Raw genomic sequence first — 22,059 nt, forward strand, 5'->3', positions numbered from 1 at the left:
TCTTCTCAAAAGTACATAAATAGCCCACTAAACCTAAGTAAAACAGACGCTGTCCTATCATAAAAGACAAATAAAACAAGTAATTAATCAGATTGTATAAAAATATGAGATACTATAAAAAAGTGTAATGAGGCTGAATCTAGCAATGAATAAAAATATTAGTTAATAATTCATATCACAATATCAATAGTTTCTATAAGAAGTTGAGGGAAGTTCTTTGAAATTATTGCTAATCTTTGATTTTATACGTTCACTCTATTAGAGAGTAAGCGTATTTCAAATCTTTTATGTTTAGCAGTTTAAAGGGTTTGATACAAATGCTAATAATTTTATCGCGTAAGTTTTTTAAGGGGACTACAAGAAAATGATTTAAAGTTTCTCTATCAACATAATATTTTCTTTTGATTTCGCTAGGTGTAAAAAAAACACTGGGAAAATAGGCTGAAGCTTAAATAGCTTTTATAAGCTGGACTTTGCTAAACATCTTAGATGTTTCAATAATGCTATTCGTTGTGGGACTAAATAAAGGTTTTTTATCATTTCAAAATAGAACTCGCCAAAACATGGTTTATGATTTTGTAACAATAATTAAGATTTACCGACAAATCTTTATAAATACCAATATACTTGAATCTAACAACAAATCCTATTTCAGCAGAAGATAAACAAGCTTTAAAACATGCGAAAATGAGCATGCAAAATTTAGGTTGGGCCATACGCAATGTCAATAAAATAGGTAATACCGTAGAAACAGGGATTAATTATGTGCCAGAAAAAGTGTTAGTTAAAGTGCAGAAGATTACCGAATCTGTATTATTAAAAATTATAAAAGCGAATTTATTAACCATTCAAAAGCACAAAACATTTAAAAAGCCTTCAAAAAACACCTATAAAAGTATTGTCACAGGTACAGGTGCATTAAGTGGTTTTTTCGGGTCTTCTACAGGTTTTGGTACTGCTATTTTTGCCTCAGAAGTAACGCTAACGACGAAATTTTTAATGCGTACTATTATGGATATTGCGCGTAGTGAAGGTGAAGATATTTATACTTTAGAAGGCCAAATGGCATGTCTGCAAGTTTTTGCACTTGGTGGAGATTCTCTTGACGATGACGGTATGGAGGCCAGTTACTACACGACGCGTATGGCATTAAACTCAGCTTTAAGTAACGTTTCGGCAGCTAGTATAAAAATGAGTTTAGAAAGTTTGGTGAAAGGAGCAAGTGCTTTGGGGTCTAATGCTATAGGTAATTTTCTGTCTAAAATTGCCACGAGATTAAGTCTTCTTATTAGTGAGAAATTTTTAGCGCAAGCCGTACCTATTGTAGGAGCCATTGGAGGAGGTGGTTTAAATTATGTATTTGTAGATCATTTTCAAAAGATGGCAACGGCACATTTTACCATAAGACGTTTAGAACGAAAGTATGGCGAAGCTGAGGTTAAATTGGTTTATGAGACTATAAATACAGAGGTTAAAGAAAATTAAGTTTATAAAAAAACCAACCACAAATTGCTTCATGGCTGGTTCTGCTATTAATAAAGTAGGTTAAGGATCTTAAATATAGCTCATTAATTTAGCCTACTATTTTAATTACAATTGTTGTTTTTAAATTCTAGTTCGTCGTCTTCTCCTATTTCAAAGCTTACTTCAGTTTCGTTATCATCATCATCGTTATCAATTTCATGTAAAATCCACGTATCATTGATATCGTCAACCCCTGGAATATCAAAAGTTACTGTGATATTGTTTCCTGTTTCGCTAGTTGTCCATGTTCCATTGGCAGTGTTTTCAGTCCAAGACACTGTAACTGTATTATCTGCAAAGAAATTAAAAAGATAACCTGTATAGTTGTCTTCTAAATCATTGTCGTTGCGTTCTAATTCGTCTATATGCCAATCTGAACAAGCTGTTAAAATAGATTCTAATTGGCTTGTTGTACAATTCATACAATCGTCATCATCATAATCGTAATCATCGTCTTCATCACAATCGTCATTATATTCATCAATGGCATCATCAAGCTCATTAAAATTATTAATTACAATGACGTTACCATTAGCAATTACAATACTTATAGGAAATTCAAAACCAATTAAATCATCTTCATCTATGTCGTCTATAAATTCATAAAGATCATAATCGTTAGTGAATGTGAGTGTTTCAATAACTTCGTTGTTGGTATTAAAAATAGAAGCTGTAATTGGATATACAAAATCTAAACATTCAATATCATCATCAAATTCATTTTCATCATTACAATCATCAGCATAATCTTCTAGCTGATCTAAACTGTTAATTTGAACTTCGGAGTAATCTGAAAAAATAATGGTGATAGGAAAGGAGATGTCTATATTATCATCATCGTCATCAAATTCGTCAAGTAGATCTTCAAGATCATCATAATCATTAATATTTGTAATTATGAGTTCTGTTCCATTAATGGTTACGGTTATAGGCAGTTGAATGGTAAAACAATTGGCATTATAAACGATATTATCTACAGAACCATCATTCATAGTGACTCTTTGAATCTGACTCGCCAAAGCGGAATTAGCTTGTAAAGTAGATTCTGCTGGTGGATCAATACTTATATCATCTTCAGTTCTACAAGATGTTATAGTTAAGAATAAACCAACTAACGCAAAAAGGAAAGGTTTCATAGTTTTCATAAATAATTTGTTTTTAGTTTTTCAATTAATACGGCATATTAATTACCGTCTTTATACTTAGAACAACTGATGAATTAAATGTCCCGAAAAATATATTGTTTTTTTTATTTAATTACAATTTGAGTTGTTTTGGGGTTTAAATCGTTGATTTTAGTTGATTCGATGTATTCCTCTGTTGCATGGTCTTTAAAAAAAAGTATACTTTTGAGAATTCAAATTTCAAAAAAAATACTTTTAATTGTCTAAGTCGCTCCACAAAGATATCTGTGATAAACTACGCTTTTCTAAACTCTACGAAAAGTATGCGCAAAGCATGAGCACTATTCTATACTATAAGTATGGTGATTTATTAAACCCTTCAGATAAAGTGCAAGATGCCTTTATTAAATTATGGGAAAACTGTGCTAAAGTGGCACCTGAAGCTGCAAAATCTTATTTATATACGGTTGCAAATAATATGATGCTTAACGAGGTGAAACACCAAAAGATTGTTTTTAAGCATCAAGAAGTAAAGCCTAAGGATTACACTAATGAGACGCCAGAATTCATGCTGCGTAAAAAGGAATTTTTAAAGCGCTACGAAACAGCCTTGTCAACATTAAAAGAAGAAGAACGTGTGGCTTTTCTTTTAAGTAAGGTCGATGGAAAAACCCACAAAGAAATTGCAGAGTTATTAAGTATTACCAAAAAAGTAGCTGAACACAGAATTTATGCCGCCTTAAATAAGTTGAAAGATCAATTGGAAGAACTGAATTGAAACTAATTTTGGGACAATTGAACGTTGAGTTGTTTTATAAGTATAGCATCAAGTTATGGACAAAGAATATTTACTAAAAAAATGGTTGGACAACAACTTATCTGAAGCAGAGGCGGAAGCTTTTAATGCTTTAGAGGATGCGAAGCTGTATAATGAAATAGCAGAAGAAGCACAGCGCTTTAGTGGTCTTCATCATGCAAAAGTGCCTGCGTTTGAAGCTTTAGAAAGCCAGTTACAAAATAAAAAGGCTTCGTCAATTAATTGGATGAATATAGCATCACGATTTGCAGCTGTTTTTGTTATTGGTTTAACCTTATTTTTGTTTTTAAATAGAGATAATACCAATACAATTGCAACCGATTTAGCACAAAAAGAAACCATTACACTTCCTGATAATTCTAGAGTAGAACTTAATGAGTTGTCTCAGCTTACATATAGGCCTTCAAATTGGGATAACGAAAGAACCTTAAATTTAAAAGGAGAAGCCTTTTTTGATGTCGAAAAAGGAAAGCAATTCGATGTCAATACTGAATTTGGAAAAGTAACCGTTTTAGGAACCGAGTTTAATGTGTTTACAAAGGATAGCATTTTTAAAGTAACCTGTTATGAAGGTTTGGTGCAAGTCAGTTATAACGATGCGGTTATAAAAGTACCAGCCGGTTCAGAGTTTATTTTAAAATCAGGAACTACTAAAAAATCTAACATTGCTATAGCAGAACCGTATTGGCTTAAAAATATGAGTGTATTTAAAGATGCGTCTGTACAAGCAGTGCTTTTAGAGCTCGAAAGTCAATATAACATCACAATTACCGATTCCATTACTGCAAATACGTTGAGATTTACAGGCGCATTTGAGCACGATAACCTTAATAATGCTTTAAAAGCAATTACACAGCCGCTTGGTTTGACCTATGAAATTATAAATAATAAAGAGGTCGTCATACACAATGCTAAAGATTAAGTATATAACTTTTTTAATAAGTGTATTAATTTGCTTTTCAGTAAAAGCACAAGCTAATGATGGAAAAATATCTATCATACAAGTGCTTAATGAGATTTCTAAAAGTCATAATGTTAATTTCAATTATAAAAGTGATCTTCTTAAAGAGATCTATGTCATTCCTTTAGCTGACAATCTAAGTCTAAACACAAAAATTGAAACCTTAGAACAACAGACCCATTTAATTTTTACTAAAATTAGCGACGTGGTCTTTAGTATCACTAAACCCATTACAATTTGTGGTTATTTGCGAGACAACATGGAAAATCCGCTTTATGGAGCAACCATCAATACGAAACACAATTATACAGTAACTAATGATGATGGCTATTTTGAAATTAAAGTCCCATCATTGGCGACGCTTCTTACCATCCGATTTATAGGTTTTAAAACCATAGAGCGTCAAGCCCAATTTTTTAAATTAAATAGTTGTGAGGCTATTACTTTAATGGAAGAAGCTGAGGTGTTTAGTTCTGTAGTGCTCAACGGCTATATTGTTAAAGGTATAGACAAACAACAAGACGGAAGTATCGCTATTGATTATAGCAAGTTTACCTTATTACCAGGACTTATAGAGTCTGATGTGTTACATACGGTTCAGGCATTGCCTGGAGTATTAAGCGTTGACGAAACCGTTTCCAATATTAATATAAGAGGCGGGTCTCACGACCAAAATTTAATGCTTTGGGATGGGATAAAAATGTATCAATCCAGTCATTTTTTCGGGCTTATTTCAAGTTTCAATCCACAAATCACACAAACGGCAACCGTAATTAATAACGGTACAGATGCGTCTTATACCGATGGTGTTTCAGGAACTATTGATATGCATTCTAGTAAAACCATCGAATCCAATTTTAAAGGTTCCTTTGGAATTAATCTTCTTAATGCCGATTTATTTTTAAATGCACCAATTGGTGAAAAGTCTTCAGTTCAAATTGCAGGACGTAAATCTATTGATGAATTGGTAAGAACACCAACTTATAAAACGTATTTTGAACGTGTGACACAAGATACAGAGGTCGCAGAAAACACCTCTAATGTTAGTAACTCAAATCAAGCCTTCGATTTTTATGATGCGTCTTTAAGGTGGCTTTATAAGCCATCGGATAAGGATTTTTTACGATTAAATTTTATGCTAGTTCATAACGATTTAACCTTTGATGAATCGGCCCTTTTTAATGGAGTAGAAGAAACTCGAGAAAGTAGTATTTCTCAAAAGAGTATTTCAGTAGGCTTAAATTATAGACGACAATGGAATGATAAATTAAGTACTGTGCTCAATGTTTATAATACAGATTATACATTACAAGCTGTAAATGCTAACGTTATGGCAGAGCAGCGTTTTTTGCAAGAAAATCTAGTGTCTGAAACTTCAGCAAAATTAGAAGGGTTTTATACCCAAAATCTATGGCAATTCAATTTGGGTTATAATTTTATTGAATCGGAAATTACAAACCTAAATGATATCGATGTGCCAAGATTTGTACGACGTGATTCTGAAGTTTTACGAGAACAAGCGGTTTTTGCTCAGACACAGTTTGAAAATGACACGAAAGATCTTAGCGTTAAATTAGGAGTAAGGGCGAATTATCTAGAAAAGTTTGATGAATTGATTGTAGAACCGCGTTTAAGTATTCGAAAAGCTTTAGGAAATCATGTGGAATTAGAAGCATTAGGTGAGTTTAAACATCAAACCACCTCGCAAATTATCAACTTTCAAAATGATTTTTTAGGAGTAGAAAAACGGCGATGGCAACTCACAGATAATGATAGTATCCCAATAATTAAAAGTAAACAAGCCTCATTAGGATTGCTTTATAAAAACAAAGGTTGGTTAATTGATGCCAAAGTGTATTACAAAAAAGTGGATGGCATCACCACACAAAGTCAGGGGTTTACCACAAAGTATGAATTTGAAAAAGAAAAAGGAAGCTACGATGTTTTAGGAGCCGAATTTTTAGTCCGAAAAAATTTCAATCATCTAAATACGTGGTTGAGTTATTCATATATAAAAAACGATTATACCTTTAAAACGCTTGAAGAAATTGAGTTTCCTAGCAATTTTGATATTACGCATGCCTTTACATTGGGTACAACCTATAGTGATGAGTCGTGGAACATTTCTGCCGGATTAAATTACAGGCTAGGGAAACCAACATCGATACCATTAGTAGAAAATGAAGTTACAGGTAATGCTATTAATTTTGGTAAGGCCAATAACGAACGATTACGAGATTATTTCAGAATTGATGCTTCAGCACTTTATAAATTTAAGATAAATAAGGTGTTCCGTTCAGAAGTTGGTATGTCTGCTTGGAACATCTCTGATGTTAAAAATCCAATCAACAACTATTATAGGATTGATGCAGATGATAATGCGATAAGGTTTTCCAGATATTCATTAGGGATTACGACTAATGCGGTTTTTCGTGTCTATTTTTAGAACAGCTTGGTAGTTAAACTCTTATTTTAGGTTTTAAGCGTTTTTAGTAGGGCGTTTCAATATAATTAATATTATATTTGCGTTAATTGCGAATAAAAATGTAGGTAACTTCCCTAATTTAACCCTATTTTACGCACTTTGTCGGATATATTTGCCGTTTAAAGATGTTTTTTAGTGATTTTAATTTTGTCAACTCATTTTTTTTTATACTTTTACATCATAATTAATAGAATGCACAAAAAAAATATGTTTGCCTCTGTCTTAGTTTTTTTCGTTGGCTTTGCATCTATGGCTCAGGGCTCTGCGGGAGCACCGCCTCCTCCAGCACCACCACCACCACCAGGTCTTCCTATTGATGGCGGTATTATAGTCCTATTTACACTTGCTTTATTTTATGGGATATATAAATCCTATAAGATTTCTAAACAAAAGGTTTAATTACGTAAGTCATTTAGGCGTTTCACGTATTTTCCAATGACGTCAAATTCTAAATTTATTGTATCTCCAATAGTTAAGGTCTTAAACGTCGTATGATTAAACGTGTAAGGTATTATTGCTACAGAAAAACGATTCAATTGCGAATTTACAACCGTTAAACTCACTCCATTTACGGTAATAGAACCCTTTTCTATAGTGATATTATTGAGGCTTTTATCATATTCAAATGTAAAAACCCAACTGCCGTCTTCGGTAACAATATCTACACAAGTTGCTGTTTGATCTACGTGTCCTTGTACAATATGGCCGTCTAAACGATCACCAAGTTTCATAGCGCGTTCTATATTGACAACATCGTTTGCTTTAAGTAACCCTAAATTGGTTTTATCAAGTGTTTCTTGGATTGCTGTTACTGTGTATTTATCACCATCAATACTTACAACGGTTAAACACACTCCATTGTGAGCAACACTTTGATCAATTTTTAATTCATTTGTTAAAGCGGTATGCACTGTAATATGAAGATTTCCACCATCATTTTCAAGTTTTTCTATTCTGCCAAGATCTTCTATAATGCCTGTGAACATAATTTGTACTTTATTTAGTTAAATTTGCAGTTACAAAGTTAAAGACAAAAAATGAAAAAAGACGAAAAGATAATTGTAGGGATTTCCATTGGTGACCTCAATGGTATTGGTGCAGAAATTGTCATTAAAACTTATGAAGACCCAAGATCGTTAGAATTGAATACTCCTGTTATTTTTGCTTCGGCTAAAACCATGCAATTTTTCAAGAATCATTTTAATAGTAAAATTAATTTTTTCAATATTGATTCGCCCGAAAAAGTAGTTCATGGAAAAGTTAATGTGGTTGAGGTTTGGAGCGAACCTGTAAAAATTCAATTTGGCACTGAAGATAAAAAAATAGGAGAATATGCTATAAAATCTCTTGAAGCAGCGACCAAAGCTTTAAAAGAAGGCACCATTGATGTACTGGTAACGGCACCAATTAACAAACACAACATTCAATCTGAAAAATTTAATTTCCCGGGTCATACAGATTATCTGGCAAAAGCCTTAAACGGTAAGAGCTTAATGTTTATGGTCTCTGATGAATTGCGAGTTGGTCTTCTGACAGATCATGTGCCACTTAAGGATGCTAGTAATGCAATTACAGAAAGTCTTATTAAAGAAAAAATTACGACTGTTGCTAAATCTTTAATACAAGATTTTGGTATAAGAAAACCGAAAATTGCGGTTTTAGCGATTAACCCACATGCAGGAGATAATGGAGTTATTGGTAATGAGGACGACACCATTTTAAAACCGGCTTTAGAAAAAATAAAAGCTGATGGTACTTTGGTTTATGGACCTTATTCTGCGGATAGTTTTTTTGGATCTAATACGTATAAAAGTTTTGACGCTATTATTGCTTCTTATCACGATCAAGGTTTAATTCCTTTTAAAACTATTGCTTTTGGAAAAGGGGTGAATTATACAGCAGGCTTAGATAAAGTAAGGACTTCACCCGATCATGGTACAGCATATGATATTGCCGGAAAAGGTATTGCAGATGAAAGTTCTATGAAGCAAGCCATATTTACAGCAATGGATATTTTTAGAAAGCGAAAAGAGTACGATTACTACAGTAAAAACCCTTTAAAGAAAGCTTCTCGATAGTTATAAACAAAATTTGTTGATATCTAGTCTTTAAGTAAGGAAAAATTTATATATTTGCACGCTCAAATTGAATGTGATAATGAAGGCATTAAAATCTTATACTATCCCTTTTGTAGGATTAAAAGAAGGAATGCATCATTTTGATTTTCAGATTGATAATGCGTTCTTTGAACATTTTGAATATGATGAATTTAACGCAGTTGATGTAAATATTGACCTCGAATTCGACAAAAAATCAACTCTTTTAGAGTTGCATTTTTCAGCGGAAGGCACAATAAACTTGAATTGCGATATTACAAATGAACCCTATAACCAGGCTATTAGCGACGATTTTAAACTCGTAGTTAAGTTTGGTAATGAGTATAATGATGATAATGAAGATATCTTAATTATACCACATGGTGAATATGAGATTAATGTAGCACAATATATATATGAGCTCATTATTTTAGCGGTTCCAATTAAACGAATTCATCCAGGTATTGAAGATGGTACATTAGAATCAGACATACTTTCAAAATTAGAAGAATTGCGTCCAAGTGAGGACCATAAAACAAAATCATCAGAGGATATTGATCCTCGTTGGAATAATTTAAAAAAACTATTAACGGATAAATAACATTTAAAATGGCACATCCAAAGCGTAAAATATCGAAAACAAGAAGAGATAAAAGAAGAACACATTATAAAGCTTCTGTACCTCAAATAGCAACTTGCCCAACAACTGGTGAGCCACACTTATACCATAGAGCTCATTGGCATGATGGTAAACTATATTACAGAGGTCAAGTTCTTATTGACAACTCTGTTGAAGAAGAAAACGCAGCGTAAGTACTATGCATGCATACAAGAAAACGCTCCTATGTGAGCGTTTTTTTTGTTATTATTTTTTGAATACAGCAAAAACCACTTACTTTGCATTACTATTTGCCAAAAACTAGGAAAATTGAATTAAACACTACGATTTTTGTCAATTTTTCATACTTTTAATTAATCTAAAAGCTAATAATGAGTAAAATCACAGCGGCAATTACAGCTGTCGGAGGCTATGTTCCTGATTATATTTTATCGAACAAAATCCTCGAAACTATGGTTGAGACCAATGATGAGTGGATCACCTCAAGAACAGGAATAAAGGAGCGTCGAATTCTTAAAGAAGAAGGAAAAGGGACTTCATTTTTAGCTATTAAAGCAGCTGAAGATCTCATTCAAAAAAAAGGGCTAGACCCTAAAGAAATAGATTTGGTTATTGTTTGTACAGCAACACCAGATATGAAAGCAGCTTCTACAGCGGCTTACACTGCAACACAAATTGGTGCCGTAAATGCATTTTCTTACGATTTAGAGGCGGCATGTTCTAGCTTTCTTTACGGAATGTCTACTGCATCGGCTTATATTGAAGCTGGTCGTTATAAAAAAATTCTTTTAATAGGAGCAGACAAAAATTCATCATTTATTAATTACGAAGACCGAGCAACATGCATTATTTTTGGTGATGGAGCTGGTGCTGTACTTTTTGAACCCAATGAAGAAGGTTTAGGTCTGCAAGATGAGTTACTACGAAGTAATGGAGATGGAAGAGAGTTCTTGCAAGCAACTTACGGAGGCTCTGCTTATCCTATAACTAAAGATACATTTAACGAAGGGAAACATTATGTTTTTCAAGATGGTAAAACGGTATTTAAAAACGCTGTGTTTAATATGGCTGATGTTACCGAAAAGATTTTGAAAAGAAATAATCTTACTAATGATGATATCTCATGGTTAGCAGCACACCAAGCTAATAAACGTATTATTGATGCTACTGCGAATAGAATTGATTTAGAAGAAGATAAAGTAATGATGAATATTCAGAAGTATGGGAACACCACTTCTGCAACATTACCCTTATTATTATTTGATTACGAATCACAACTTAAAAAAGGTGATAATATAATATTTGCTGCCTTTGGTGGTGGATTTACTTGGGGCTCAATTTATTTTAAGTGGGCTTATAATTCCTAATTAAAAACTAACTAACAAAATATCTAAAATTATGGATATAAAAGAAATTCAGAACTTAATTAAATTTGTTGCGAAATCTGGAGCAAGCGAAGTTAAGCTAGAAATGGACGATATAAAAATCACCATCAGAACAGGTTCAGAAGGTGATACTACAATTGTACAACAAATGCCAATGCAAACAGCACCAGTAATGCAACAGCATATGCCTGTGCATCCGGCAGCACCAGTACAAGAGGCTGCGGCACCAGTAGCTCCAGCAGAGGATTCAAAATATATCACTATAAAATCACCAATAATTGGGACATTTTATCGTAAGCCTTCTCCAGATAAACCTGTTTTTGTTGAGGTGGGTACAGATATTAAAGAAGGAGATGTGCTTTGTGTTATAGAAGCAATGAAACTATTTAACGAGATTGAATCAGAAATTTCTGGTAAAATTGTGAAAGTACTCGTTGATGATGCCTCTCCAGTAGAATTCGATCAGCCATTATTCTTGGTAGATCCATCATAACCCGATTTAAAATTCCAAAGTATAATTTCTAATGTTTTAGGGATTTGGAATTTGAAATTTTAAATACATAAAAGTTATGTTTAAAAAAATATTAATAGCCAATAGGGGAGAAATAGCGCTTAGAGTTATTAGAACCTGTAAAGAAATGGGTATTCGCACAGTTGCTGTGTATTCTACAGCAGATGCCGAAAGTCTTCACGTGAAATTTGCAGATGAAGCCGTTTGTATCGGTCCACCTCCTAGTAGCGAATCCTATCTTAAAATATCAAACATTATAGCTGCTGCAGAAATTACCAATGCAGATGCTATTCATCCGGGTTATGGATTTTTATCAGAAAACGCAAAATTTTCAAAAATATGCGAAGAGCATGGTATAAAATTCATAGGTGCATCTGAAGAGATGATTAACCGAATGGGTGATAAAGCTAATGCTAAGGCTACAATGAAAGCTGCTGGTGTACCATGTGTGCCAGGAAGTGAAGGTGTTATTGAAACATTTGAAGACTGTGTAAAAGTCGCTAAAGAAACAGGATATCCTGTTATGCTTAAAGCTTCTGCAGGAGGTGGAGGAAAAGGTATGCGTGCCGTTTGGAAACCAGAAGACCTTCAAAATGCATGGGAATCTGCGCGTTCAGAATCTAAAGCTGCTTTTGGAAATGATGATATGTATATGGAGAAGCTTATTGAAGAGCCGCGCCATATAGAAATTCAAATTGTTGGTGATTCTCGTGGAAAAGCATGTCACTTATCAGAAAGAGATTGTTCTATACAAAGACGTCATCAAAAATTAACAGAAGAAGTCCCTTCTCCTTTTATGACCGATAAATTGAGAGCTAAAATGGGTAAAGCTGCTGTAAAAGCTGCTGAATTCATTAAGTATGAAGGTGCTGGTACTGTAGAATTTCTAGTAGATAAACACAGAAATTTCTACTTTATGGAGATGAATACACGTATTCAAGTAGAACACCCAATTACTGAACAAGTTATCGATTTCGATTTAATTCGTGAGCAAATACTAGTGGCTGCAGGGGTGCCAATTTCTGGTAAAAACTATACACCAAATTTACATTCTATTGAGTGTCGAATTAATGCTGAAGACCCATTTAATGATTTTAGACCTTCACCAGGAAAAATCACTACACTTCATGCACCAGGTGGACACGGAGTACGATTAGATACGCATGTATATGCTGGTTATAGTATTCCGCCTAATTATGACTCTATGATAGCAAAGTTGATTACAACAGCTCAAACGAGAGAAGAAGCTATCAATAAAATGAAGCGTGCTCTAGATGAGTTTGTGATTGAAGGAATCAAAACTACGATACCTTTTCATAGGCAGTTAATGGATAATCCAGAGTATTTAGCGGGTAATTATACCACTAAATTTATGGAAGATTTCAAATTACAAAAAGAGATTGAAGACTAAATTAAAACCCAAACGTAAGTTTGGGTTTTTTTATAGCATTACGGTTTTTGGGTTGTTCTGCTATAGGTGGTTTATTATTAATAAAATAAATACCGTAACTTTAAGGATTGAAAAAAAAACAAAAACAAGCTATGTTAAAAAAATACCTTATAAAGGCTATTACTGTTGTAATAGTATTCTTTTCTATTCCAGCGACTTCGCAAATGTCAAATACGTTGTGGACTAGAGTTAGTGAATCAAAAGCAAGACAAACGGAACAAGTTGTAAGAAAAATAAACCTTAAATCTGAGACGTTTTATCAATTAAATATTGAAGAATTAAAAAATTCTGTTCAAAATATAGGAAATAGAGAAAATCCAGGAAATACAATCATTTTATTTCCTAATTCAGATGGGGAATTAAATCGGTATAGAGTGTTTGAAGCTTCTATTATGGAGCCAGAACTTCAGGCTCAGTTTCCAAATATGAGAACTTATGCTGGTCAAGGGGTTGATAACCCTACAGAAATAATTAGATTTAGTATTACACCCAAAGGGTTTCATGCTATGTTTTTAGGAACGTCTAATGGTACTCAATTTATCGATCCATTTTCTAAAGAAGGACATATATACACGGTGTATTCTAAGAGAGATTTAACAGATAGAGATTTCGAATTTGAGTGTGGTGTTATTGATGATGATGCCTTATTGCATAATACTACGAATTTCAGTGAGCCATTAGCAAGAAATGCAGATGATGGTACGTTAAGAAATTATCGTATTGCAGTAGCATGTACAGGCGAGTATACGCAATTTCATGGAGGAACAGTTGCTGATGCAATGGCAGCCATATTGGTAACAATTAATAGAGTTAATAGTGTTTATGAGAGAGATTTATCTATAACCTTAACTTTAGTCGCAAATAATGCGAGCATTATTTATACAGATGGGGCAACCGACGTTTTTGAAAACAATAACACATCAATTTTAATTAATCAAAGTCAAAGTGTTATTAATGCCGCTATAACTGCAGGTGGTTATGATGTTGGTCATACATTTAGTACGGGTGAAGGAGGTTTAGCAAGTCGTGGAGTGACTTGTAATAGTAACTTTAAAGCAAGAGGTGTCACTGGTACATCACAACCTGTTGGAGATGCCTATGATATCGATTTTGTAGCACATGAATTAGGTCATCAGTTTGGAGCACCACATACGTTTAATGGAACGGTAGGTAATTGTGCAGGTGGAAATAGAACAAGTTCTTCGGCATATGAACCAGGAAGTGGAACAACAATTATGGCTTATGCTGGTATTTGTGGTTCTGATAACATACAAATAGGTAGTGATGCTTATTTTCATCAAAATAGTATAAATAATATCTGGAATCATGTGAATAGTACAGGTGCTTGTCCTGTAGATAGAATCGCTACGGGTAATACTGAGCCAGTTGCAAATGCAGGAAATAATTATACCATACCTAAAGGAACACCTTATAAATTAAATGGTCAGAACTCTACAGATGTAGATGGAGAAGAAACATTAACCTACACTTGGGAACAATACGATTTAGGATCAGCAGGTCTTCCAACGGAAACAACATTATCAGGTCCATTGGTAAGATCGTTTGAAGGAACGGAAAACCCTATTAGATATGTGCCAAGACTTTCAGATATTTTAGATAATGGAGGCACCTCTACGACATGGGAAAAATTATCTACGATTAATAGAACCATAGATTTTATGTTAACGGTTAGAGATAATGACGCTAGAGGTGGTCAGACAGATTCAGATGAAATGACCATTACTAATGTTGCGGCAGCAGGTCCATTTACGGTAACATCGCAAAATACAGATCAGATTGTTTGGACACCAGGTGAAACCGAAATAATAACTTGGAATGTAGCAGGTACTACAGGAAATGGTGTAAATACTGCTAATGTTAATATTTTACTATCAACGGACGGAGGGTTAACTTATAACACGACTTTGGCTTCTAATGTGCCAAATGATGGATCTCATTCTATTGTTGTGCCTAATGTAAGTGCCGCAAAATGTAGAATTATGGTTGAAGGTGCAGGAAATATCTTTTTTAACCTTAACACTTCTTTTTTTGCAATAGGTAATTATGTGTATGAAACTGTTGATGTATGTGAAAGTTATACCTTTGATTTTGGGGTAGCAGTGCCAGAAAGCACGGATACTTATTCTGGATTTAATCTGAATGTTCCAGCGTCTTTAATTATGACTGATGCCAATATTACAGTAGATATTACACACCCAAACAGTGGTGATTTATTTTACGGTTTTAGACATCCAGCATATGCCGGAGCGTTCCTTATTAGATTAGCATCTCAAGAGTGTGTTGGTGGCGCAAATCCAAACCTTGTTTTTGATGACGAAGGTGGAGCTATAAACTGTTCTACTCTTAGTAATGGTAATAATGTTATTCCAGAAGATGCATTATCTGCTGTAGATGGAACAAATTCTCAGGGGACTTGGACGTTTTTTATTTTTGATAGTACCGTTAATAATACGTCTAGTGTAATTAATTCTGTGACCATAGAGGTTTGCGAAAACACTGTTGAAGCCGTGTTGTCTGTTGAAGATAATGAATTAGAAGCTCTAAGTATTTATCCTAATCCAAATAATGGAGCATTTAATATTCAATTCAATCCAAAATCTGGTGAAGCTATTTCTGTAGCTGTTTATGATATTAGTGGACGATCTATTTATGCTAAAGACTTTGCTAGCGTTAACAGATTTAATGAAGCAATTCAACTTAATAATGCACAATCTGGAGTGTATTTATTGACGATTACCGATGGTACACAAAAAGTGACTAAGAAAATTATAGTAGATTAAGAATATAATTTATTACTTTAAAAGCTCCTAAATTAGGAGCTTTTTTTATGCTATGAATTTATCATATTGGGAAATAAAAAACTGGTTAACTAACATTGATTTTACCATTGTTGGAAGCGGCATTGTAGGGCTTAATTGTGCCTTACAGTTAAAACAACGCTATCCAAAGTCTAAGATGTTAATTCTTGAAAAAGGAATACTTCCGCAAGGAGCTAGTACTAAAAATGCAGGCTTTGCGTGCTTTGGGAGTTTGAGTGAAATTATAGATGATTTAAATCACCATTCGGAAATTGAGGTAATAGATTTAATAAAAAAACGCATTAATGGACTTCAATTACTTCGCGAAACGTTAGGAGATAAAGCTATAGGTTATCAAAATTTTGGAGGTTATGAATTATTTCTAGAATCTGATGAAACGTTATATAATTCATGCATAGATAAACGAGGATATATCAATCAATTGCTATATCCACTTTTTAATAGTGACGTGTTTTCTTTCAAAGCGAATAAATTTGGCTTTAAAACTATAAAATCAAAGTATGCTTTTAATCCATTGGAAGGTCAGATTGATACTGGAAAAATGATGGACGCATTATTGTATAAAGTTCAATCTTTAGGGGTGAAAATATTGAATAATTGTGCCGTAGAATCATTTTCGGAGGATTCAAATTCAGTACAATTAAAAACCAACCATTTTACACTTTCAACTCAAAAACTTTTTATAGCCACAAACGGATTTGCTAAACAGCTTAACATTCCAGAAGTTCAGCCAGCAAGAGCACAGGTTTTGATTACGAAACCTATTGATTATTTGCATATTAGGGGCACATTCCATTTAGATGAAGGGTATTATTATTTCAGAAATATAGATAACAGAATTTTGTTGGGTGGAGGTCGAAATCTCGATTTTAAAACAGAAGAAACTACAACGTTTGGTGAAACTGAACGCATCCAAAGTAAGCTTGAAGAACTTTTAAAAACGATTATTTTACCTGAGACTAATTTTGAAATTGACCATAGATGGTCTGGAATAATGGGTGTTGGTAAACAGAAAAAAGCCATCGTAAAACAATTATCAGAGCATGTGTATTGTGGAGTGCGTTTAGGTGGAATGGGAATTGCAATTGGCAGTACCATTGGGAAACAGTTAGCGCAATTATTAGATTAATTTATGAAAAGACTATTTCGATTTTTAATGAAATTACTTTTTTGGAGTATTGTATTTTCAGTTGGGGCAGTGGTATTATATAAGTATGTTCCGGTTCCTATAACTCCTTTGATGGTTATTCGATATGCTGAACGTACCGAGGAAACAAAACATTGGAAACACAATTGGGTCTCTATTGATGAGATATCAAAACACATGCAATTAGCTGTTATTTGTAGCGAAGATCAAAAATTTGTGAACCACAATGGTTTTGATATTGAGGCTATTGAAAAAGCGTATAAACATAATAAAAAGGGTAAACGGATTAAAGGCGGAAGTACTATAAGTCAGCAAACAGCTAAAAATGTATTTTTATGGCCAGATCGTAGTTGGTTGCGCAAAGGTTTAGAAACCTATTTTACGTTTTTAATTGAAGCTATCTGGAGCAAAGAACGTATTCTCGAAGTGTATTTAAACAGTATTGAAATGGGACAGGGTATTTATGGCATTGAAGCTGCATCGCAGTACTGGTTTAAGAAATCTGCGGCTAATTTAGATGCTTATGAAGCTGCAGCAATAGTTTCAATATTACCTAATCCAAGAAAGTATCGTGCAAATCCTGCAACAGCATATATTCAAAAGCGGAAACAGTGGATTGTACAACAGATGAAATTCTACGGAAAATTTGACTTAAAGAACCAAAAATGAATGAATGTAAAAGAAGAATTATATAAATCTTGTTTAAAGTTTGTTGACGACCGTTTATTAACGGTTCAAAACACCATTTTAGACATACAAAACTCCTTACAATCGGAAACCAAAAGTAGTGCCGGAGATAAGCACGAAACAGGTCGTGCAATGTTACAGTTAGAACGTGAAAAAGCAGGGCGTCAATTGGCTGAAATTGAAAAGCAAAAACAAATCCTTCAAAAAGTCAATAGCGAATCTACGCATACTAAAGTTGCGCTAGGGAGTATGGTTAAAACCACACAATCTAATTATTTTATTGCCATTAGCGCTGGTGAAATAGTAATAGATGATACCGCATTTTTTGCCATTTCGGCAGCAACACCGATAGCACAATTGTTATGGTCTAAAACGATTGATGATGAAGTTGTATTTAGAGGCATCAAGTTTAAAATTACGGCGATTTTCTAATAGCCAAAGTAGTTGTAAAACAAAAAAAATCCGAGTTTTGAAACTCGGATTTTTTTTGTTTTAAACAAGGTTTTAAAATGCAACTATTTTAAGTCATTATAAAACCTTTAAGCTAAAACTAAAATTATTTAGCTTCAGCGTAGCGTCTTTCAACTTCATTCCAGTTAATGATGTTAAAAAATGCTTCAATATAATCTGGTCTTCGGTTTTGGTACTTTAAGTAATAGGCATGTTCCCAAACATCTAATCCTAAAATTGGAGTACCTTCACAAGTAACACCAGGCATTAATGGATTATCTTGATTTGGTGTAGAACACACTTCAACTTTTCCTCCTTCATGTACACACAACCAAGCCCAACCAGAACCAAATTGTGTTGCGGCAGCATTAGAAAATTCGTCTTTAAAGGCATCGAAAGAACCAAATTTTGCTTCTATGGCATCTTTTAAGTCTCCAGATAAACGGCCTCTTCCTTCAGGATTTATAACGTCCCAAAATAATGAGTGGTTGTAAAATCCACCTCCATTATTTCTAACCGCTTTATTATCCATATCGAGGTTAATAAGAATGTTTTCTATAGTTTTTCCTTCTAAATCTGTACCTTCAATAGCTGTATTTAATTTGTTTGTGTAGCCTTGATGATGTTTAGTATGATGTATCTCCATAGTACGAGCATCAATATTCGGTTCTAAAGCATCGTAAGCATATTTTAATTTCGGTAATTCGAAAGCCATAATTGTAGTGTTTTAATTGATTTATAAAATATCTCAACCCAAATTTACAATTTTGTCGGTGATTTTCTCTTAATAAACTATTAAGATTCCCTATTTTGGTATAAAAATTATCTCTTGCAAAATTCAGCTTTCAAAATATATAACGCTTCTGCAGGTAGTGGAAAAACTTTTACGTTAGCCAAAGCCTATTTAAAAATACTGATTCAGTCTAAAAGTCTCGATCAGTTTAAATCCATTTTAGCCATAACATTTACTAACAAAGCCGTTGGTGAGATGAAGGAGCGTATTGTAGATATGCTAAAATCATTTTCTTCCGAAGAAAGTTTAGTAGCTCCTAATCCAATGTTTATTGCTATTTGTGATGAGTTAAAACTTGTACCAGAGGTGCTTCAAACAAAATCGAAGCGGATCTTAAAACATATTATTCATAATTACGGTGCTTTTGATATCTCTACAATTGATGGTTTTACACACCGAGTGATTAGAACTTTTGCGCACGATTTAAAACTCCCTATAAATTTTGAAGTGGAACTCGACCAAGAAAGACTTCTCAACGAAGCCGTTGATAGCCTTATCGCTAAAGCTGGAACAGATAAAACACTAACGAAAGTCTTAGTGGATTTTGCGATAGAGAAGGCAGACGATGATAAAAGTTGGGACATTAGTTATGACTTTAATAAAATTTCAAAATTACTGGTTAATGAGAGCGATCTTTTTGCAATTCAGACCTTAAAAAAGAAGACGCTTCAAGATTTTAAAAACTTAAAGCAGCAATTATCTGATGAGATTCAACAACATGAAGAGGCGATTATAAACACCGCTGCAACAACCTTAACTCTAATAGAGGAATCAGGATTACAATTTGATGATTTTAATAGAAGTTCAGTACCGAAGCATTTTGAAAATCTTAAAAACAAACGATTTAGTATTAATTTTGAGTCCGCTTGGCAAAACGATTTAATTGAAGGGAATACATTGTATCCAAAACGTGTTTCTGACATTGTGGCGTCAACTATTGAAAGCATTCAGCCACAATTAGCAGAGGCTTTTATTGCAACTAAAAAAACGATTTTTGATTTAAAATTAAAAAAAGGCTTTTATAGAAATATTACTCCACTATCTGTATTAAATGCGATTAAAAATGAGTTAGACGCCTTAAAGGCTGATCAAAACAAAATGTTGATTTCAGAATTTAATACTATTATTAGTAAAGAAATTAAAAATCAACCTACACCATTTATATATGAACGCTTAGGTGAAAAATTTAAGCATTATTTTATAGATGAGTTTCAGGATACCTCAAATATGCAATGGGAGAATTTAGTGCCCTTGCTAGAAAATGCGCTTTCAGCATCCAATGGCTCAGCCATGCTTGTTGGTGATGCCAAACAGGCTATTTACAGATGGAGAGGTGGTGAAGCCGAACAGTTTATAAAGCTCTATAATAAAATTAATAATCCATTTCAACTTGAAGCTGAGGTCTTAGCTTTAGATACCAATTACAGAAGTGCTAAAGCGGTTATCGAATTTAATAATTCATTTTTTGAATTTTTAAGCGAGCGTGCTTTTAGTGAAGTCGCTTATGCCGAACTTTATAAGCAAGCCAGTCAAAAAACACATAATGGATCAGAAGGCTATGTGAATCTTAATTTCTTAAATGTTGAAAAAGAGGATGACATCCACGAAATGTATGCAAACCAAGTATTGCAAACGATAAAACAATGTCAAGCCAACGGATTTCCTTTAGATGATATTTGTGTTTTGGTTAGAAAACGAAAAGAAGGTGTTGCAATTGCAAATTATTTGAATGAACATGGCATAAAAATCACTTCTTCAGAAACCTTACTTTTAAAAAATTCGGACAAGGTAAATTTCATTAATTCATTTTTAAAGTTACTTGTTCAGCCTAATAATGACAGTCTTAAGGTTGAGGTACTTTCCTTTCTTGCAGAACAATATCAGATTGAAGATAAGCATCAGTTTTTTGTTACGTATCTCAAAGAAAATCTTGATGACATGTTTGCTGCGTTAAAGGAGCTTGATATTTATATTGATAAAAATCAATGTCTTCAATTGCCACTATATGAATTAGTAGAGCATATTGTTCGGTTATTCAACTTAAATGCTACTTCGGATGCCTACCTTCAATTTTATTTAGATGTTGTATTAGAGTTTACACAAAAACAAAATTCCGATGTTGCAGGTTTTGTCAATTATTTTGAAAAGAAAGAAGATAATTTAAGTGTTGTTACACCAGAAAATATGGATGCGGTTCAGATTATGACGATTCATAAATCTAAAGGATTAGAATTTCCTGTGGTGATATTTCCTTATGCAGATCTTAATATCTATAGAGAAATAGAGCCAAAAGTCTGGTTTCCGGTTCCGTCAGAAGCGTATAGCGGATTTAGCGCTTTACTTTTGAATTACAACAAAGATGTAGCGCATTTTGAGGAAACAGGTGCACTTATTTACAACACGCATCAATCACAATTAGAATTGGATAATATCAATTTGCTTTATGTTGTTTTAACTAGAGCAGTGGAGCAGTTATATATTATTTCTAAAAAGGATATTAGTGCAAAAGGAGAGGCTAATAGGAACTCTTATGCGGGTATGTTTATTAATTTTTTACAACATCAAAATAAATGGGCAGACAACCAACTTAATTATAGTTTTGGACGCTTAAAACCAAACGAAAATAGTACTGTAAAAGAAATCAATGCAAGGCCATTAAAGTTAATTTCAGTACCTAAAGAAGCGCATAATTTAAATATTGTAACGAAATCTGGCCTGCTTTGGGATACGCAACAAGAAGCAGCTATAGAACGTGGAAATTTAGTACACTTAATTTTGTCTAAGATTAAAACTAGTGATGATATTGATTTTGCATTTAGGGAGCTATTACTTTCTGGAGATGTGACAAAAGATACTATACAAGCCTTGAAAGTGTTAGTAATGAAAGTTGTGGACCACCCCAAATTAAAAATGTATTACACCGCAGATTTCAGGGTTTATAATGAACGCGATATTATAACTAGTTCTGGTCGACTTTTACGACTAGATAGAATTAATATTAATGCTAATAATGAAGCCGTAATTATCGATTATAAAACAGGTGATGCTAAAGGAGCTCACACAGCGCAGTTAAATGAGTATGAAACTGTTTTAACTGAAATGAAATTAAATGTAACACATAAATTATTGGTTTATATAAATGATACAATTGAAGTTCTTGAAGTCTGATT

At 33.4% G+C, this 22,059-nt stretch carries 19 protein-coding genes; 16 read left to right on the top strand and 3 right to left on the bottom strand.

Features of this window, described 5'->3' with window-relative positions:
- Positions 1-627 precede the first annotated feature (627 nt).
- A complete protein-coding gene (locus tag ACXGSQ_RS03790; protein WP_458628310.1) occupies positions 628-1,485 on the top strand; it encodes an EcsC family protein in 858 nt (285 codons plus the stop codon).
- Between the two features lie 101 nt (positions 1,486-1,586).
- Here ACXGSQ_RS03790 and ACXGSQ_RS03795 read toward each other — a convergent pair whose 3' ends face one another.
- The gene (locus tag ACXGSQ_RS03795; protein ID WP_458628311.1) at positions 1,587-2,669 is read right to left on the bottom strand and encodes a hypothetical protein; all 1,083 of its coding nucleotides are present in this window, start codon (positions 2,667-2,669) and stop codon (positions 1,587-1,589) included.
- Between the two features lie 238 nt (positions 2,670-2,907).
- Here ACXGSQ_RS03795 and ACXGSQ_RS03800 point away from each other — a divergent pair, with 238 nt between their 5' ends.
- From ACXGSQ_RS03800 to ACXGSQ_RS03815, 4 genes are all read left to right on the top strand, one after another.
- Positions 2,908-3,426, top strand: coding sequence for an RNA polymerase sigma factor (locus ACXGSQ_RS03800; protein ID WP_458628312.1), 519 nt, complete (start codon positions 2,908-2,910; stop codon positions 3,424-3,426).
- Positions 3,427-3,481: 55 nt separating this feature from the next.
- Entirely contained in the window at positions 3,482-4,387 is a 906-nt protein-coding gene (locus ACXGSQ_RS03805) for a FecR family protein (protein ID WP_458628313.1), read from the top strand.
- Entirely contained in the window at positions 4,374-6,872 is a 2,499-nt protein-coding gene (locus tag ACXGSQ_RS03810; protein ID WP_458628314.1) for a TonB-dependent receptor, read from the top strand. The genes ACXGSQ_RS03805 and ACXGSQ_RS03810 overlap by 14 nt, the downstream gene beginning before the upstream one ends.
- A 246-nt stretch (positions 6,873-7,118) precedes the next feature.
- Positions 7,119-7,310, top strand: a complete 192-nt coding sequence (locus tag ACXGSQ_RS03815; RefSeq protein WP_458628315.1) for a PID-CTERM protein-sorting domain-containing protein — start codon at positions 7,119-7,121, stop codon at positions 7,308-7,310.
- On the opposite strand, the gene ACXGSQ_RS03820 is transcribed toward ACXGSQ_RS03815, so the two are convergent.
- Complete coding sequence (locus tag ACXGSQ_RS03820; RefSeq protein WP_458628316.1) at positions 7,307-7,897, bottom strand: riboflavin synthase; 591 nt, start codon at positions 7,895-7,897, stop codon at positions 7,307-7,309. The two genes, ACXGSQ_RS03815 and ACXGSQ_RS03820, sit on opposite strands and share 4 nt — an antisense overlap.
- Positions 7,898-7,948: 51 nt before the next feature.
- On the opposite strand from ACXGSQ_RS03820, the gene pdxA reads away from it, so the two are divergent.
- From pdxA to ACXGSQ_RS03870, 10 genes are all read left to right on the top strand, one after another.
- Positions 7,949-8,989 (top strand): 4-hydroxythreonine-4-phosphate dehydrogenase PdxA, encoded by a 1,041-nt coding sequence (gene pdxA, locus ACXGSQ_RS03825; protein WP_458628317.1) that lies wholly within the window; start codon positions 7,949-7,951, stop codon positions 8,987-8,989.
- A gap of 79 nt (positions 8,990-9,068) precedes the next feature.
- On the top strand, positions 9,069-9,608 hold the full coding sequence (locus tag ACXGSQ_RS03830) for a YceD family protein (RefSeq protein ID WP_458628318.1): 540 nt from the start codon (positions 9,069-9,071) through the stop codon (positions 9,606-9,608).
- Between the two features lie 8 nt (positions 9,609-9,616).
- Complete coding sequence (gene rpmF, locus ACXGSQ_RS03835) at positions 9,617-9,820, top strand: 50S ribosomal protein L32 (protein WP_020897471.1); 204 nt, start codon at positions 9,617-9,619, stop codon at positions 9,818-9,820.
- Positions 9,821-9,997: 177 nt separating this feature from the next.
- Positions 9,998-10,993, top strand: a complete 996-nt coding sequence (locus ACXGSQ_RS03840) for a beta-ketoacyl-ACP synthase III (protein WP_458628319.1) — start codon at positions 9,998-10,000, stop codon at positions 10,991-10,993.
- Between the two features lie 31 nt (positions 10,994-11,024).
- Positions 11,025-11,504 (top strand): acetyl-CoA carboxylase biotin carboxyl carrier protein, encoded by a 480-nt coding sequence (accB, locus tag ACXGSQ_RS03845; RefSeq protein ID WP_458628320.1) that lies wholly within the window; start codon positions 11,025-11,027, stop codon positions 11,502-11,504.
- Positions 11,505-11,580: 76 nt separating this feature from the next.
- On the top strand, positions 11,581-12,933 hold the full coding sequence (gene accC, locus ACXGSQ_RS03850) for an acetyl-CoA carboxylase biotin carboxylase subunit (protein ID WP_458628321.1): 1,353 nt from the start codon (positions 11,581-11,583) through the stop codon (positions 12,931-12,933).
- Between the two features lie 107 nt (positions 12,934-13,040).
- Positions 13,041-15,773, top strand: coding sequence for a zinc-dependent metalloprotease (locus ACXGSQ_RS03855; RefSeq protein WP_458628322.1), 2,733 nt, complete (start codon positions 13,041-13,043; stop codon positions 15,771-15,773).
- Between the two features lie 52 nt (positions 15,774-15,825).
- Complete coding sequence (locus ACXGSQ_RS03860) at positions 15,826-16,941, top strand: NAD(P)/FAD-dependent oxidoreductase (protein WP_458628323.1); 1,116 nt, start codon at positions 15,826-15,828, stop codon at positions 16,939-16,941.
- A gap of 3 nt (positions 16,942-16,944) precedes the next feature.
- Positions 16,945-17,628 carry a monofunctional biosynthetic peptidoglycan transglycosylase gene (gene mtgA, locus ACXGSQ_RS03865; protein ID WP_458628324.1) on the top strand — a complete coding sequence of 228 codons (684 nt, stop codon included), beginning with the start codon at positions 16,945-16,947 and terminating at the stop codon, positions 17,626-17,628.
- Positions 17,629-18,078 carry a 3-oxoacyl-ACP synthase gene (locus tag ACXGSQ_RS03870; RefSeq protein WP_458628325.1) on the top strand — a complete coding sequence of 150 codons (450 nt, stop codon included), beginning with the start codon at positions 17,629-17,631 and terminating at the stop codon, positions 18,076-18,078. It begins immediately after the preceding gene.
- A gap of 124 nt (positions 18,079-18,202) precedes the next feature.
- Here the strand turns inward: ACXGSQ_RS03870 and ACXGSQ_RS03875 are convergent, their stop codons facing one another.
- A complete protein-coding gene (locus ACXGSQ_RS03875) occupies positions 18,203-18,811 on the bottom strand; it encodes a superoxide dismutase (RefSeq protein ID WP_458628326.1) in 609 nt (202 codons plus the stop codon).
- Positions 18,812-18,925: 114 nt separating this feature from the next.
- Here ACXGSQ_RS03875 and ACXGSQ_RS03880 point away from each other — a divergent pair, with 114 nt between their 5' ends.
- Positions 18,926-22,057: a UvrD-helicase domain-containing protein gene (locus ACXGSQ_RS03880; RefSeq protein WP_458628327.1), complete on the top strand. Its 3,132-nt coding sequence runs from the start codon at positions 18,926-18,928 to the stop codon at positions 22,055-22,057.
- Positions 22,058-22,059 lie beyond the last annotated feature (2 nt).

This window comes from Winogradskyella sp. PC D3.3 (assembly GCF_054366245.1).